At 73.0% G+C, this 14,871-nt stretch carries 14 protein-coding genes; 12 read left to right on the forward strand and 2 right to left on the reverse strand.

The window, feature by feature from the left end; translation table 11 throughout:
* The first annotated feature begins 13 nt into the window (after nucleotides 1-13).
* From OG710_RS14720 to OG710_RS14775, 12 genes are all read left to right on the forward strand, one after another.
* On the forward strand, nucleotides 14-904 hold the full coding sequence (locus OG710_RS14720) for an SRPBCC domain-containing protein (protein WP_330239741.1): 891 nt from the start codon (nucleotides 14-16) through the stop codon (nucleotides 902-904).
* A gap of 21 nt (nucleotides 905-925) precedes the next feature.
* Nucleotides 926-1,723, forward strand: a complete 798-nt coding sequence (locus OG710_RS14725) for an aldose epimerase family protein (RefSeq protein WP_330239742.1) — start codon at nucleotides 926-928, stop codon at nucleotides 1,721-1,723.
* 93 nt (nucleotides 1,724-1,816) lie between these two features.
* Nucleotides 1,817-2,356: an orotate phosphoribosyltransferase gene (gene pyrE / locus OG710_RS14730; protein WP_111329946.1), complete on the forward strand. Its 540-nt coding sequence runs from the start codon at nucleotides 1,817-1,819 to the stop codon at nucleotides 2,354-2,356.
* Nucleotides 2,357-2,555: 199 nt separating this feature from the next.
* On the forward strand, nucleotides 2,556-3,578 hold the full coding sequence (fbaA, locus tag OG710_RS14735) for a class II fructose-bisphosphate aldolase (RefSeq protein WP_111329947.1): 1,023 nt from the start codon (nucleotides 2,556-2,558) through the stop codon (nucleotides 3,576-3,578).
* Nucleotides 3,579-3,671: 93 nt separating this feature from the next.
* Entirely contained in the window at nucleotides 3,672-4,841 is a 1,170-nt protein-coding gene (locus tag OG710_RS14740) for a MalY/PatB family protein (RefSeq protein WP_330239743.1), read from the forward strand.
* Nucleotides 4,842-4,871: 30 nt separating this feature from the next.
* Complete coding sequence (locus OG710_RS14745; protein WP_330239744.1) at nucleotides 4,872-5,285, forward strand: DUF3151 domain-containing protein; 414 nt, start codon at nucleotides 4,872-4,874, stop codon at nucleotides 5,283-5,285.
* A 212-nt stretch (nucleotides 5,286-5,497) separates the two neighbouring features.
* Nucleotides 5,498-6,346: a tryptophan 2,3-dioxygenase family protein gene (locus OG710_RS14750; RefSeq protein WP_330239745.1), complete on the forward strand. Its 849-nt coding sequence runs from the start codon at nucleotides 5,498-5,500 to the stop codon at nucleotides 6,344-6,346.
* The gene (kynU, locus tag OG710_RS14755; protein ID WP_330239746.1) at nucleotides 6,339-7,535 is read left to right on the forward strand and encodes a kynureninase; all 1,197 of its coding nucleotides are present in this window, start codon (nucleotides 6,339-6,341) and stop codon (nucleotides 7,533-7,535) included. The genes OG710_RS14750 and kynU overlap by 8 nt, the downstream gene beginning before the upstream one ends.
* 181 nt (nucleotides 7,536-7,716) lie before the next feature.
* Nucleotides 7,717-8,592: an alpha/beta hydrolase family protein gene (locus OG710_RS14760; protein ID WP_330239747.1), complete on the forward strand. Its 876-nt coding sequence runs from the start codon at nucleotides 7,717-7,719 to the stop codon at nucleotides 8,590-8,592.
* A 152-nt stretch (nucleotides 8,593-8,744) separates the two neighbouring features.
* Nucleotides 8,745-10,142, forward strand: a complete 1,398-nt coding sequence (locus OG710_RS14765; RefSeq protein WP_330239748.1) for a sensor histidine kinase — start codon at nucleotides 8,745-8,747, stop codon at nucleotides 10,140-10,142.
* Nucleotides 10,139-10,825, forward strand: a complete 687-nt coding sequence (locus OG710_RS14770) for a response regulator transcription factor (RefSeq protein WP_330239749.1) — start codon at nucleotides 10,139-10,141, stop codon at nucleotides 10,823-10,825. Before OG710_RS14765 ends, OG710_RS14770 begins: the two co-directional genes overlap by 4 nt.
* A gap of 123 nt (nucleotides 10,826-10,948) precedes the next feature.
* Nucleotides 10,949-12,172 carry a cytochrome P450 gene (locus OG710_RS14775; protein ID WP_111329954.1) on the forward strand — a complete coding sequence of 408 codons (1,224 nt, stop codon included), beginning with the start codon at nucleotides 10,949-10,951 and terminating at the stop codon, nucleotides 12,170-12,172.
* 100 nt (nucleotides 12,173-12,272) lie between these two features.
* Here OG710_RS14775 and OG710_RS14780 read toward each other — a convergent pair whose 3' ends face one another.
* Complete coding sequence (locus OG710_RS14780; RefSeq protein ID WP_330239750.1) at nucleotides 12,273-13,898, reverse strand: ABC transporter permease; 1,626 nt, start codon at nucleotides 13,896-13,898, stop codon at nucleotides 12,273-12,275.
* Nucleotides 13,895-14,809 (reverse strand): ABC transporter ATP-binding protein, encoded by a 915-nt coding sequence (locus tag OG710_RS14785; protein WP_330239751.1) that lies wholly within the window; start codon nucleotides 14,807-14,809, stop codon nucleotides 13,895-13,897. The genes OG710_RS14780 and OG710_RS14785 overlap by 4 nt, the downstream gene beginning before the upstream one ends.
* Nucleotides 14,810-14,871: the final 62 nt, after the last annotated feature.

Consider the following 14,871-nt stretch of genomic DNA (forward strand, 5'->3'; position numbering starts at 1 on the left):
AGGCTCGTTGCCCATGGAGCATGAGGTGTTCGTACCGGTTCCGGTCCCGGCCCTGCGGCGGACGCTGGACGACCCCGTCCGGGTCGCCCGCTGCGTACCGGGGTTCCAGCAGGACGCCGACGCGTCGGCGGGCCCCCTGACGGGCCGGCTCAGAATCCGGGCCGGCGGCCACACCATCACCTACCGGGGCACGCTGAGCCTCACCCCGCTGCCCGGCGACCCGGACGTGGACTCCGTCCACATCGTCCGGGTGGAGGGCGAGGGCGCGGAGGCGCGGGGCGACGGCTCGGCGCAACTGTCGATGACCCTCCGGCTGACGGAGGGCGCCGAGGGCACGTCGATCGCCTTCGACTCCGAGGTGACCGGCGACGGCCGGCTGCGGGACCTCGAACCTGCGGCGGCGCTGGCCGCGGCCCACCGCCTGCTGGACCGCTTCGCGCAGCAGCTCGTGACGGAGTCCCTGGCCGCCCGGAGCGACGACGGGACGGACGGCCCCGCGGCCGGTTCGGCGGACGGCGCGGCGGCGGGGGCCGCTGCGGTGACGGCGGAGGAGGCGGCGGTCGGGGAGGCCGTGGAGGAGGCCCTCGAAGAGGCCGCCGAGGAGGCGCCGGAGCGGGACTCGCTGTACGACGCGCCCATTCCGCCGTCGTCGCTGGACCCGGTCGCCGGGATCGAGTTCACCGTCGCGGACGAGCCGCCCGCCGAGGCCGCCCACGCCCGGCGCACCATGATCGGCCGCAGCGCCGAGGAGGTCGACCACGCGCCGCCGCGCGGCCGGTACGCCCCGGTGCCCTCGCCGGACTCGGTCGGTGCGGGTGCCGCGCTGCGCTGGGTCGCCCCGGCGGCGGTGCTGGCCCTCGCGTCGGCGGTGGCTGTGAGCCGGGCGTTGCGGCGCCGGAGGTAGCGGCGCCAGTAGGGTCGTTCCGTGAGCAGTAGCGAGAAGGACGTCCGGCTCTCCGTCGGCGACACAGAGTTGACCGTGGACCCCGTCAACGGCTGCCGGATCAGCAGCCTGCGGATCGGCGGTATCGAACTGCTGCGGCAGGGGGAGCGGTACGGCTGCTTCCCGATGGTGCCGTGGTGCGGCCGGACCGCGAACGGGCGGTTCCGTGACGGCGGCGTCGTCCACCAGCTCCCGCTGACCGCCCCGCCGCACGCGATCCACGGCACCGGACGCGACACGGCGTGGCACACCGCGCTGGAGAGCGGGACGCAGGCGTCGTTCTACTACGACCTGGCCGACCCCTGGCCCTATCCGGGCCGGGTGACCCAGACCTTCGAGCTGGCCGAGGACTCCCTCACGCTGGCCTTCGGCATCGAGACGTACGGGAACTCCTTCCCGGCGCAGGCCGGCTGGCACCCGTGGTTCCGCCGCCGCCTGGACACCGGGGAAGAAGTCCGGATCGACTTCGACGCCGCCTGGCAGGAGGAGCGCGGCGAGGACCATCTGCCGACCGGCCGCCGGATTCCGCCGCTGGCCGGCCCGTGGGACGACTGCTTCGGGATGCCGGACGGCGTCGACGTCACCCTCACCTGGCCGCAGCGGCTGGAGCTGACCGTGAAGAGCCGGTCCGAGTGGGTCGTGATCTACGACGAGCAGGACGAGGCGGTCTGCGTGGAGCCGCAGTCCGGCCCGCCGAACGGGCTGAACACCGACCCGCGCTACGTCACCCCGATCGAGCCGCTGGAGATCGCCACCACCTGGAGCTGGCGCCGGCTCTGAGCACGGGCACCGGCCCAGGACGAAGAGGCCCGGCGAAGGGCCCGGACCGGCGGGGCACGGGCGGGCCGCAGGCCGCGCCTTATCCTCGTAGCCATGACTGACGTACGTGCTGAGCTGCTCCAGCAGATCAAGGACAAGGCCGTGGTCCACGGCAAGGTGACGCTCTCCTCCGGCCTGGAGGCCGACTGGTACATCGATCTGCGCCGCATCACGCTGGACGGCAAGGCCGCTCCGATGGTCGGTCAGGTCATGCTCGACGCGACGGCGGAGCTGGACTACGACTGCGTGGGCGGTCTGACGCTCGGCGCCGACCCGGTCGCCCTGTCGATGCTGTACGCCTCCGCCGCCCGCGGCCAGGAGCTGGACGCCTTCGTCGTCCGCAAGGCGCAGAAGACCCACGGGATGCAGCGCCGGATCGAGGGCACGGACGTCAAGGGTCGGCGCTGCCTCGTCGTCGAGGACACCTCGACCACCGGCGGTTCGCCGCTGACCGCCGTCGAGGCGGTGCGCGAGGCCGGTGGCGAGGTCGTGGCCGTGGCCGTGATCGTGGAGCGCGGTGCCGCCCCGGCCATCGCGGAGGCGGGCCTCCCGTACGTTCACGCCTACACCGTCCCGGACCTCGACCTGGGCTGACCTGCGGTTTTTCCTGGAGGCGGCCGGTTTCACGTGAAACCGGCCGCCTTTGCCGTACGCCCGCGAGCGGGAACCGCCCCCGCTGGGGGCACCGCCGGGTGGAGCCGGAAGCAGAGTCTGGGAAGATGGGGGCGACGATGACGTCGCCCCCAGGTCAGGGACCCAGCACGCACACCCGCACATCCCAAGGAGCGGACAGATGCCCATCGCAACCCCCGAGGCATACGCCGAGATGCTCGACCGGGCGAAGGCAGGCAAGTTCGCCTACCCGGCCATCAACGTGACGTCGACGCAGACCCTGCACGCCGCGCTGCGCGGCTTCGCGGAGGCCGAGAGCGACGGCATCGTGCAGATCTCGACCGGCGGCGCGGAGTTCCTGGGCGGCCAGTACAACAAGGACATGGTCACGGGCGCCGTCGCCCTCGCCGAGTTCGCGCACATCGTCGCCGCCAAGTACGACATCACCGTCGCGCTGCACACCGACCACTGCCCCAAGGACAAGCTGGACGGCTACGTCCGCCCGCTGCTCGACGTCTCCGCCGAGCGCGTCGCCAAGGGTCTGAACCCGCTGTTCCAGTCGCACATGTGGGACGGTTCGGCCGAGACGCTGGCCGACAACCTGGCCATCGGCCAGGAGCTGCTGGCCAAGGCCGCCGCCGCCAAGATCATCCTTGAGGTCGAGATCACCCCGACCGGTGGCGAGGAGGACGGCGTCACCCACGAGATCAACGACGAGCTGTACACCACCGTCGACGACGCGCTGCGCACCGCCGAGGCGCTGGGCCTGGGCGAGAAGGGCCGCTACCTGCTGGCCGCCTCCTTCGGCAACGTCCACGGCGTCTACAAGCCGGGCAACGTCGTCCTGCGCCCGGAGCTCCTCAAGGACCTCCAGGAGGGTGTCGGCGCCAAGTACGGCAAGACCTCCCCGTTCGACTTCGTCTTCCACGGCGGCTCCGGCTCCACCGCCGAGGAGATCACCACCGCGCTGGAGAACGGCGTCGTGAAGATGAACCTCGACACCGACACCCAGTACGCCTTCACCCGCCCGATCGTGGACCACGTGTTCCGCAACTACGACGGTGTGCTGAAGGTCGACGGCGAGGTCGGCAACAAGAAGGTCTACGACCCGCGCAGCTGGGGCAAGTCCGCCGAGGGCGGCATGGCCAAGCGGGTCACGGAGGCGTGCGCCAACCTGCGCTCCACCGGCACCAAGCTGAAGTAGTTCCGTACGGATGTGTGGCGTGGGCCCGGCACCCCGAGAGGTGTCGGGCCCACGGCATGTCCGGACCCGGTACGCACGAACCGAGGGAGAGCTGTGAGCACGTCCTACGACTTCGACACCGTCATCGACCGCCGGGGCACCTGGTGCGTCCAGTGGGACGGCGTCGCGGACCGCTTCGGCGTGGACGGACTGCTGCCGTTCACCATCTCCGACATGGACTTCGCGACCGCCCCCGAGGTGCTGGCCGCCCTCCGGGCCCGGATCGACCACGGCGTGTTCGGCTACACGGACTGGCGCCTGGGCGACTTCCGGTCGGCCGTCGCGCACTGGTACGCGACCCGGTACGACACCGAGATCGACACCGGACGGCTGGTCTACGGGCCGTCCGTGCTCAGCCAGCTCTCCCAGCTGCTCCAGATGTGGACGGCCGAGGGGGACGGCGTGGTCCTGCACACCCCCACGTACGACGGCTTCCGCAAGGCGGTCCACGGGCTCGGGCGGGAACTGCGCGGGGTGCCGCTGGGCGACATGGACGCGCTGGAGCGGGAACTCTCGCGCCCGGACAGCACGGTCCTCGTGGTGTGCTCCCCGCACAACCCGTCCGGGCGGGTGTGGACGGAGGCGGAGCTGGCCGGCATGGCCGCGCTCGCCGCGCGCCACGGAGTGGCCGTGATCAGCGACGAGATCCACGCGGACTTCGTGCACGGCGGACGCCCGCACGTGCCGTGGACCAGGGTCGCAGGCGACGGGCGCTGGGCAGTCGTCACCTCGGCCTCCAAGTCGTTCAACTTCCCGGCGCTGACCGGCTCGTACGGACTGATCGGCCGCCCGGAGGACCGCGCCGAGTATCTGCGCCGGATGGAGACGGCGGAGGGCCTCGCCTCGCCCGCGGTGCTCTCGCTGACCGCGCACATCGCCGCGTACCGGGAGGCCGCGCGCTGGCTGGACGCGGCACGCGCGTACGTCGCCGGGAACCTCGCCCTGGTCGCCGACCGGCTGAACAGTGCGTTCCCCGCCCTGGAGTGGGAGCCGCCGCAGGCCGGATATCTCGCCTGGATCGATCTGCGGCGCGCGGGCGTCCGGGACGACGAGGCGCTGCAACGGGTGCTGATCGAGCGGGAACGGGTCGCCGTGATGCCCGGCAGCACCTACGGGGCGGACGGCTTCGTACGGCTGAACGTGGGGTGCCCGCGCGGCAAGGTGGAGGCGGGGCTCGCCGCGCTGATCCGGGGGGTGGCGGCGGTGGCCGGGCGGGGGGCTTGATGGGGCGGCCGGGACAGGCACACTGGGAGCATGTCGATCCACGAGAACCTGCTCGGGGGCCCGCCCCCGACCCACCTGCCCGACGACCCGGAGCCGCGTGAGCTGCTCGCCGCCGGCACCGCGCCCGCCGATGTCGCCGCGAAGTACCCGACCTCCTCGCTGGCCTGGGCGCAGCTCGCCGACGAGGCGTTCGAGGGCGGCCGGGTCGTCGAGTCGTACGCCTACGCCAGGACCGGCTACCACCGCGGCCTCGACGCGCTGCGCCGGTCCGGCTGGAAGGGCCACGGCCCCGTACCGTTCGAGCACGAGCCCAACCGCGGCTTCCTGCGCGCCCTGCACGCCCTCGCGCGCGCCGCGCAGGCCATCGGTGAGCAGGAGGAGTACGAGCGCTGCTCGACGTTCCTGCGCGACTCCTCGCCGACGGCCGCCGAGACCCTCGGCTAGTCGGCCAGGCATCCGCTCTGATCCAGGCCGACCCCGTACCACAGGCCTGGGACCACCGGCCCCGTACCGCAGGCCCCGCACCGCCGCAACCGCGGCTGCGGGGCCTGCGTACGTACGGGGGCGGAGTCTAGGATGCGAACAGGGGACCGGGGCTCCACTTCCGCAGGGAAGGGGCGGACCGCTACCCGGAAGCTCGTGTCGAGGAGACAGCGATGTCGACGATTCACCCCGACCCCGAAGCCACCGGTGCGGCGACCCCGCACCTCGACTTCGAGGGCAAGACTCCGTACGAGGACTACGTCCAGGCGGATGTCCTGACCCACCTCCAGCACCTCCGCTCGGACGACCCCGGCGAGATGGTCTTCCTGGTCACCACCCAGGTCATGGAGCTGTGGTTCACCGTCATCGTCCATGAGTGGGAGACCGCCGCGCACGCGATGCGCGAGGACCGGCTGGATGTCGCGCAGGACGCGCTGAAGCGGTCCCTGCGCGAGCTGGAGGCCCTGAACGCCTCCTGGACGCCGCTCGCCCAGCTCACCCCCGCCCAGTTCAACTCCTACCGGTCCTCGCTCGGCGAGGGTTCCGGCTTCCAGTCGGCGATGTACCGGCGGATGGAGTTCCTGCTCGGCGACAAGTCCGCGTCCATGCTGGTGCCGCACCGGGGCGCGCCGCGTGTCCACGCGGAGCTGGAGAAGGCGCTCGCGGAACCGGGTCTGTACGACGAGGCCCTGGCACTGCTCGCCCGGCGCGGGTACCCGATCCCGGAGGCCGTGCTCGGCAGGGACCTGACCCGGAAGTACGAGCCGTCGCCCGAGGTCGAGGCCGTGTGGGCGGAGATCTACGCCAATCCGGACCAGAACGACGAGCTGGTCCGCCTCGGCGAGGTGCTCACCGATGTGGGCGAGCTGGTGTGGCGATGGCGCAACGACCACCTTCTCGCGACCCGGCGGGCCATGGGCTCCAAGACCGGCACCGGCGGCTCGGCGGGCGTGGCCTGGCTGGAGAAGCGGGCCACGAAGAACGTGTTCCCCGAGCTGTGGACGGCCCGCAGCCATGTCTGATCTGCGAGAGCGCGCCCGGGCGCTCGACACCGAGGACGCGCTGGCACCCCTGCGCGAACGCTTCACCCTCGACGACACCGTCTACCTGGACGGCAACTCGCTCGGCGCGCTGCCGCGCCACGTACCCGCCCGGATGCAGGAGGTCCTCACCCGCGAGTGGGGTGAGCTGCGCATCCGGTCCTGGGACGAGAGCGGCTGGTGGACGGCGCCGGAGCGCATCGGCGACCGCATCGCCCCGATCGTGGGGGCCGCGGCCGGGCGGATCGTCGTCGGGGACTCCACCAGCGTGAACGTCTTCAAGGCCCTCGTCGCCGCGACCCGGCTGGCGCCGGAGGGCCGCGACGAGATCCTGGTCGACGCGAGCACGTTCCCCACGGACGGCTACATCGCCGCTTCGGCGGCCCGGATGACCGGCCACCGCGTCGTCCCGGTGGCCCCCGCCGATGTGCCGGACACGGTCGGCCCCCGGACCGCCGCCGTGCTGCTCAACCACGTCGACTACCGCTCGGGCCGGCTGCACGACCTGCCGGGGCTGACCGCGGCGGTGCGGGGCGCGGGCGCGCTCGCCGTCTGGGACCTGTGCCACAGCGCGGGCGCGCTCCCCGTCGGCCTGGACGAGCACGGCGTGGACCTGGCGGTGGGCTGCACGTACAAGTACCTCAACGGCGGCCCCGGCTCGCCCGCCTACCTGTACGTCGCCGAGCGCCACCAGGCGGCGTTCGACTCCCCGCTGCCGGGGTGGACGTCGCACGCCGATCCGTTCGCGATGACACCCGGCTACACCCCGGCGGCGGGTGCGGTCAGGGGCCGGGTCGGCACGCCGGACATCCTGTCCATGCTGGCCCTGGAGGCGTCGCTCGACGTATGGGACGGGGTCGGGATCGACGCCGTCCGGGCCAAGTCCCTGGCGCTGACGGACTTCTTCCTGGAGTGCGTCGAGGCGTACGCCCCCGAGGGCCGGGTCACCTCGGTCACCCCGGCCGCCCACGCGGAACGGGGCAGCCAGGTCGCGCTGCGGTGCGAGGACGCGGAACCGGTGATGGCCGCCCTGATCGCGCGCGGCGTGGTCGGGGACCTGCGCCGGCCCGATGTGCTGCGGTTCGGCTTCACACCGCTGTACGTGGGGTTCGCGGACGCGGAACGCGCGGCGCGGGTGCTCGCGGACGTCCTGGGCGCTTCGGCGGCGTAGGCTTCCGCATCCGTCCGGTGACCGGCTCGCCCCGGTCACCGGACGGCGTCGTGCGGCCGCCGGCGCGGGCGTCGCCGGACGCCGATTCCCGGTGCGCGGGGCCGCCCGCCGTACTGGTACCGTCCCCGCAGGTCAGGCCAGTTGGGCCGGAAGGACCCGGGCACAGGGAGAGTGGAGCGGGATGTCGGATTCTGCCGCGCGCGAGCGGGACGCCGCCGAGACCGAGTCGGCCTTCTCCCATCCGGCCGTCGCCCCCGACACGTCCGCCGCCTACGGCAGCCACCCGGACCAGGTGATCGACTTCTACGCCCCGCGCGGGGGCCGCACCGGCGCGCCCGTCGTGGTGGTGCTGCACGGCGGCGCGTGGCGCGCCCCGTACGACCGGGCGCATGTGTCGCCGTTCGCGGACTTCCTGGCCCGGCGCGGGTTCGCCGTGGCCTGTGTCGAGTACCGGCGCGGCAGCGAGCTTCCGCAGCAGCGGGGGACCGGTCCGGTCGCGGGCCGCTGGCCGGAGACCTTCGACGACGTGGCCGCCGCGATGGACGCGCTGCCGGCGCTGCTGGCACGGGAGCTGCCCGCGGCGGACCCCCGCCGCATCGTCGTCACCGGGCACTCCGCGGGCGGGCATCTGGCGCTGTGGGCGGCCGCCCGGCACGTACTGCCGGAGGGGTCGCCGTGGCGGCTGCCGAGGCCGCCCGCGCTGCGCGGGGTCGTGGCGCTCGCGCCGATCGCCGATTTCACGTCGGCGGTCGCGCTCGACGTGTGCTCGGGGGCGATCGGGCAGTTCCTCGGCGCCGAGTCGGACTTCGCCGAGCGGAGCGCGTACGCCGACCCGGCCCGGCTGCTGCCCACCGGCATCGCGACCGTCGTCGTCCAGGGCACCACGGACCTGACGGTGCCGGCGGCCGTCTCCGAGGCGTTCGTGGACGCGGCGGCGAAGGAGGGCGAGACGGTGGGGCTGACGCTGCTGCCGGACGTCGGCCACTTCCCGCTCATCGATCCGGCCGCCGACGCGTGCGCGGTGGTCGCGGAGGAGATCGCCCAGCTCGCCTGGTAGCGGGGGACCGGGGCGGCCGGGTGGGTGGCCGCAGGCCGGCTGGTGCGCCGGGCTGTGCCTGCCATTGGCCGCGTGTAGTACTTGCGACGGACGCCCGGATATCCGTATCGGTGCGGACGACCGGGCCGGACGCCCCGCCTACCGTGGAACGCGTGACCGAGACCAAGACCAGAAGCCCGGAACTCCAGCACGCCGCAGGGGCCATCGAGGGCCTGCGGCAGGACCTCTTCCGGGACGCCTTCGGCTACCGGCCGATGGGACCGATGCGCACGGACGGGCCGCTGACCCGGCGGCTGCCGGAGGCCCTTGCCGCGCGGGTGGCATGGGCCCCGCACGCGGCGGTCCTGGGCGCGGCGCTGATCACGTTCATGGCGGGATTCACCAGCGTGGGGAACGGCGGCGTGCTGATGGCCGGGCTGCTCCCCGCCATCTGCGTGGCGATGACGCTGATCAGGCCGGTCGGGGCGTTCTGGATCTCGATGGCGCTGGTGCCGGTGGGCGCTGTCGTGGGCGGCGCCCAGCCGTGGGGGCCGAGCGCCTTCCTCTCCCATCTGGTGGTGCTGTTCGTGGTCGCGGCCAGGACCCGGCCGCGTACCGCCGCCTGGATGTGGGCGCTGACGCTGCTGCTGGGACTCGTCGTCGAGAGCGCCCTCTCCAACGGGACCGGCGGACCGAACACCGCGGGCATGGCGGTGGCCTCGGCGTTCGCCCTGCTTCTCGTGAGCCTGGTCCAGGTCCGGCGGGAGGCGCAGCGCGAGGTCACCGTGCAGCGCACCGTGACCGCCGTCGAGCGCGACCGGCGCACCCTGCTGGAGGAGCGCACCACGATCGCCCGCGAACTCCACGACGTGGTCGCCCACCACATGTCCGTCGTCGCCATCCAGGCCGAGGCCGCCCCGTACCGGGTGGAGAACCCGCCGCCGGAGCTGGAGCAGGCGTTCGTCACGATCCGGGAGAACGCGGTGGCCGCGCTCACCGAACTGCGCCGGGTGCTCGGCGTCGTCCGGGCCGACGACTACGAGGCCCCGGACGCCCCGCAGCCCACCCTCGCCGACCTCGACCGGCTGCTCGCCAACGTGGGCGAGGCGGGGCTGGCGACCGAGAAGGCGGTGACCGGAGCGGTGCGCGAACTGCCGCAGGGCGTCGAGCTGTCGGCCTACCGGATCATCCAGGAAGCCCTCAGCAACAGCCTGCGCCACGCGCCGGGCGCCGTCGCACGGGTGGAGATCGGCTACGTCCTCGGCGGCCTCGGGCTGCGCGTCGTCAACGGGCCGCCGACCGGTCCGGTGAAGCCGTCACCGGGCGCCGGCCACGGGATCACCGGGATGCGGGAGCGAGTCACCATGCTGAACGGCGAGATGACCGCCGAGGCCACCCCGGAGGGCGGCTACGAGGTCACCGCCTTCATCCCGGCCCAGCCGGCCGACACGGGCGCATCGACCGGGGCGAGCGCATCGGCGGGGACGGGAGCAGGTGCGCCGACCGGGGCGGGGACGTCTACCGGGCCGACCGGCGCTCTCGGGGAACGGGCTTGGGGGGAGCGGGCATGACGACGACACCGCCGCCGCCCGCCGCGCCGATCCGGGTCCTCATCGTCGACGACCAGATGATGGTCCGCGAGGGCTTCTCCGTCCTGCTCAACGCCATGCCGGGCATCGAGGTCGTCGGCGAGGCGGTGAACGGCCGCGAGGCCGTCGCCCAGGCCGCCGTGCTCCGCCCCGACGTGGTCCTGATGGACATCCGGATGCCGGAGCTCAACGGAATCGAGGCGACCCGCGAGATCGTCGCCGCCGACGAGGACGCGAAGGTCCTGGTCCTCACCACCTTCGACCTCGACGAGTACGTCTACCAGGCCCTGCGCGCGGGCGCCTCCGGCTTCCTCCTCAAGGACGCATCGGCCCGCCAGCTCGCGGACGGCGTCCGCGTGGTCGCCGCCGGCGAGGCACTGCTCGCCCCCACCGTCACCCGGCGCCTGATCACCGAGTTCTCGAAGCTGGCCGCAGCCCCCCGCCCTCCGGCCCTGGCCCGGGTCGGCGACCTGACCGAGCGCGAGACGGAAGTGCTCGTCCTCATCGCCCAGGGCCTGTCGAACGCGGAGATCGCCGGGCACCTGGTCGTCGCCGAATCCACGATCAAGACCCATGTGAGCCGCATCCTGGTCAAACTCGGCCTGCGCGACCGCACCCAGGCCGCCGTCTTCGCCTACGAAGCCCGCTTGGTCACCCCTTCCTGAACCTTCGCCGTCCCCGGCACTCCAGGGGCGGGCCCGCGCCGTTCGGTGCGGCCGGCCGCCGGTCCGCAGCCTTCCCGCAGCCGAGGGCTGGCCCGGTCCGGGGTGGCCGGTTAGCGTCGGGTCATGGAACAGCCCAGCACCTCCCCCGCACCGTTCGACCCCTGGTCAGCGGCGTTCGTCGCCGATCCCTACCCCGCCTACGCCGAGCTGCGGGCCACCGGCCGGGCGCACTACTTCGAGCCCACCGACCAGTGGCTCGTCCCGCACTACGCCGACGTGTCGGCCCTGCTGCGCGACCGGCGGCTGGGACGCACCTACCTCCACCGGTTCACGCACGAGGAGTTCGGCAGGACACCCCCGCCCCCCGAGCACGAGCCCTTCGAAACCCTCAACGGCCAGGGGCTGCTGGACCTCGAACCGCCGGACCACACCCGTATCCGCCGCCTGGTTTCCAAGGCGTTCACCCCGCGCACCGTCGAACAGCTCGTCCCCACCGTCCAGCGGCTGGCCGCCGGGCTCGTCGACGCGTTCGTCGAGCAGGGCGGAGGCGATCTGCTCGCGGCCGTCGCCGAACCGCTGCCGGTCGCCGTGATCGCCGAGATGCTCGGTATTCCGGAGTCCGACCGGGCTCCGCTGCGGCCCTGGTCCGCCGCGATCTGCGGGATGTTCGAGCTCAACCCGTCCGAGGAGACCGCTCGCGCCGCCGTCCGCGCCTCCGTCGAGTTCTCCGAGTATCTGCGGGAGCTGATCGCCGAGCGTCGGGTCAACCCCGGCCCCGACCTCATCTCCGCCCTTGTCGCCGCCCACGACGAGGGCGAGCGGCTGACCGAGCAGGAGATGGTCTCCACCTGTGTCCTCCTTCTGAACGCCGGGCACGAAGCGACGGTCAACACCACGGTCAACGGCTGGTGGACGCTGCTGCGCCACCCCGAACAGCTGGCCGCCCTGCGCGCCGACCACGGGCTGCTGCCCACCGCGCTGGAAGAACTGATGCGGTACGACACCCCCCTCCAGATGTTCGAGCGCTGGGTCCTGGACGACATCGAGATCGACGGCACGGTCATTCCCCGGGGCTCCGAGGTGGCGCTGCTCTTCGGCTCCGCCAACCGCGACCCGGCCCGCTTCACGGACCCGGACACGCTCGACCTCGCCCGGCGGGAGAACCCGCACATCACCTTCGGTGCCGGCATCCACTTCTGTCTGGGTGCCCCGCTGGCCCGCGTCGAGCTGGCCGCCTCCTTCGGTGAGCTGCTGCGCAAGGCGCCAGGGCTCCGCCTGGTCGCCGAACCCGAGTGGAATCCCGGGTACGTCATCAGGGGCGTGAAGGAGCTGCGGGTCGAGGTGTGAGGCCACGGGCGGACGACAGCCCCCCCACCGTCGTCCGCCTCACCCGCTCGTTCTGCCTGCCTTGCCTGTTCTGCTCGCCCTGCCCGCCCCGGTGGGCCCGTCACGTCAGCAGGTCGCGGCGGCGCAGTGCCGCCAGCGCGCCGGCCACCAGCGCCGCCGACAGGACGGTGAGGAGCACCACCGGCCCCCACTCCATCCCCGCCCCCGGCAGCTTCGGCAGATGCGTGAACGGCGAGACGTTCATCACCGGCTGCGGCAGGTCCAGGGCGGGCCCGATCCAGCCGAGCGCCAGACACAGCCCCACCAGGCCCCAGCTCGCGGGCGCCGCCTTCGGTATCGCCCCGTACAGCAGGACCGTGACCCCGCCGAGCAGCCAGATCGCGGGCAGCTGCGCCAGTGAGGCGCCGAGCACCGCGGGCAGCGCCCGCCCGTACCCCGCCGTCAGGCCGAGTCCGCCGACCGCCATGATCAGGGCAGCCCCGCCGAAGGCGATGAGCAGATGACCGGCCGCCCAGCCGACCCGTCCGGTCGCACCGGCGAGCACCGGCTCCGCGCGTCCGGCGGTCTCCTCCCCGTGCATCCGGAGCACCGACGCGGCGATGTACAGGGCCGCGGTCATGCCGAGCACGGAGACCATCGAGGCCAGGAACGCGTCCGTGAGGCCGGACTGCCCGCCCATCCGCTCGAAGATCTCCCTGGCCTTCTCGTTGTCCCCGACCAGGTCCGCCGCCCCGTCGGCCAGGCCGCCGAAGACGAAGCCGACCACCGCGAAGGACACCGTCCACCCCAGGAGCGCGCCGCGCTGCAGCCGGAACGCGAGAGCAGTGGCGGTCGACATCCGCCCTCGGGCCGGACCGGGCCGCGCGGCCAGGAAACTCATGCCGACATCCCGGCGCCCGGCCAGCGCGTAGGCCAGGGCCGCCTGCACGACCACCGCGCCGGCGATCAGCAGCAGCACCCACCACCGCTCGTCCGCGTACGGCCGGACGTTCTCCGCCCAGCCGAGCGGGGAGAGCCGGGTGAGGACGGCGGAGCCGTCGTCCGCCGCCGAGTCGCCCGCCGCCTTCAGGACGAACGCCGCGCCCACCACGGCCGCGGTGAGCCCCTTCGCCAGGCGGGCGCTCTCCGTGAACTGCGCGGCGATCGCGGCGGTGCAGGCGAACAGCACACCCACCCCTGCGACGGCGGAAGCGAGCGCCACCGCTCCCGCGCCCCCCGTACCCGAGCCGGCCATCCCGGCCACGATCACCAGGCCCAGGGCTGCATTGGCGACGAGGGCCGCGAGCAGTGCCGCGGTGAGCGGGGCGCGGCGTCCGACCATCGCGGAGGACAGCATTTCCTGACGGCCGGTCTCCTCCTCCTCGCGGGTGTGCCGCACGACGACGACCAGGCTCATCACCGCGGCCAGAGCCGCGCCGAAGGCGAGCATGCGCCAGCTGACCAGCCCGCCCACGGAGTCGTCGAAGACGGGTCCGTACATCGCCCGCACGGAGCTGTTGCCGTTCATCGACGCGGCGAGTTCGGCCCGCTGCTCGGGTGTCCCGTAGAGCGAGGAGATGGATGATCCGACGGAGGAGAACGACCCGCCGAGCACGAGGACCCAGACGGGGATGACGATGCGGTCGCGTCGCAGAGCGAGCCTCAGCAGGGTCCAGGTCCCCGTGAGCTGCCCGGCACCGGCCCGCCGGCGCGCACCGGCTGCCGCGGCCAGGGGTACGGCGGTCATCGCGCCCCCACCCCCGTCGACTGCGCGGCGTCCGTCGCGTAGTGGCGGAGGAAGAGCTCCTCCAGCGTGGGCGGGGTGCTGGTCAGGGAGCGGACACCGGATGCGGACAGCGTCTTGAGGACGGCGTCCAGCCGGTCCGTGTCGACCTGGAGCGAGACCCGCCGCCCCTGTATGTCCAGGTCGTGCACGCCGGGGAGCCGGGCCAGGCCGTCCGGATCGCGCATCAGCTCGGCGCTGATGTTCGTCCGCGTCAGATGGCGCATGTCCGCCAGCGAGCCGGTCTCCACCGTCCGGCCCTGCCGGATGATGCTGACGCGGTCGCAGAGGGACTCCACCTCGCTGAGGATGTGGCTGGAGAGCAGGACCGTACGACCGCGCTCGCGCTCCTCCGCCACGCAGTTCTGGAAGACCTCCTCCATCAGCGGGTCCAGGCCGCTGGTCGGCTCGTCCAGGATCAGCAGATCGACGTCCGAGGCGAAGGCGGCGACCAGGGCCACCTTCTGCCGGTTGCCCTTGGAGTACGTCCGGCCCTTCTTGGTCGGGTCGAGCTCGAACCGGTCGACGAGAGCCGCCCGCCGGGCCTCGTCGAGGCCGCCGCGCAGCCTCCCGTACAGGTCGATCACCTCGCCGCCGGAGAGATTGCGCCACAGCGTGACGTCTCCGGGGACGTAGGCCACGCGGCGGTGCAGCTCGACCGCGTCGTGCCAAGGGTCGCGGCCGAGCAGCCGAGCCGCACCGGAGTCCGGTCTCAGCAGCCCGAGCAGCACCCGGATGGTGGTGGACTTCCCCGAGCCGTTCGGCCCGAGAAAGCCGTGGACCTCACCGGTCTCGACGGACAGGTCGAGACCGTCCAGCGCCTGCGTCCGGCCGAACGATTTGCACAGTCCGGCCACGGAGATTGCCTTCGTCATGCTTCTGAACGTACGCTACTTTCACAAATTTATGAAGTTAAGGAAGCGTATAAACTCGAAGG

Origin of the sequence: Streptomyces sp. NBC_00525 (assembly GCF_036346595.1) — a bacterium.
Lineage (GTDB): Bacteria > Actinomycetota > Actinomycetes > Streptomycetales > Streptomycetaceae > Streptomyces.

What these genes read in the sequence shown, in the direction of transcription:
- OG710_RS14720 (WP_330239741.1), top strand. Translation starts at nt 14, where the DNA reads ATGGAGCATGAGGTGTTCGTACCGGTTCCGGTCCCGGCCCTGCGGCGG.
- OG710_RS14745 (WP_330239744.1), top strand. Translation starts at nt 4,872, where the DNA reads ATGTCGATCCACGAGAACCTGCTCGGGGGCCCGCCCCCGACCCACCTG.
- OG710_RS14770 (WP_330239749.1), top strand. Translation starts at nt 10,139, where the DNA reads ATGACGACGACACCGCCGCCGCCCGCCGCGCCGATCCGGGTCCTCATC.
- OG710_RS14750 (WP_330239745.1), top strand. Translation starts at nt 5,498, where the DNA reads ATGTCGACGATTCACCCCGACCCCGAAGCCACCGGTGCGGCGACCCCG.
- kynU (WP_330239746.1), top strand. Translation starts at nt 6,339, where the DNA reads ATGTCTGATCTGCGAGAGCGCGCCCGGGCGCTCGACACCGAGGACGCG.
- OG710_RS14760 (WP_330239747.1), top strand. Translation starts at nt 7,717, where the DNA reads ATGTCGGATTCTGCCGCGCGCGAGCGGGACGCCGCCGAGACCGAGTCG.
- fbaA (WP_111329947.1), top strand. Translation starts at nt 2,556, where the DNA reads ATGCCCATCGCAACCCCCGAGGCATACGCCGAGATGCTCGACCGGGCG.
- OG710_RS14785 (WP_330239751.1), bottom strand. Translation starts at nt 14,809, where the DNA reads ATGACGAAGGCAATCTCCGTGGCCGGACTGTGCAAATCGTTCGGCCGG.
- pyrE (WP_111329946.1), top strand. Translation starts at nt 1,817, where the DNA reads ATGACTGACGTACGTGCTGAGCTGCTCCAGCAGATCAAGGACAAGGCC.
- OG710_RS14775 (WP_111329954.1), top strand. Translation starts at nt 10,949, where the DNA reads ATGGAACAGCCCAGCACCTCCCCCGCACCGTTCGACCCCTGGTCAGCG.
- OG710_RS14780 (WP_330239750.1), bottom strand. Translation starts at nt 13,898, where the DNA reads ATGACCGCCGTACCCCTGGCCGCGGCAGCCGGTGCGCGCCGGCGGGCC.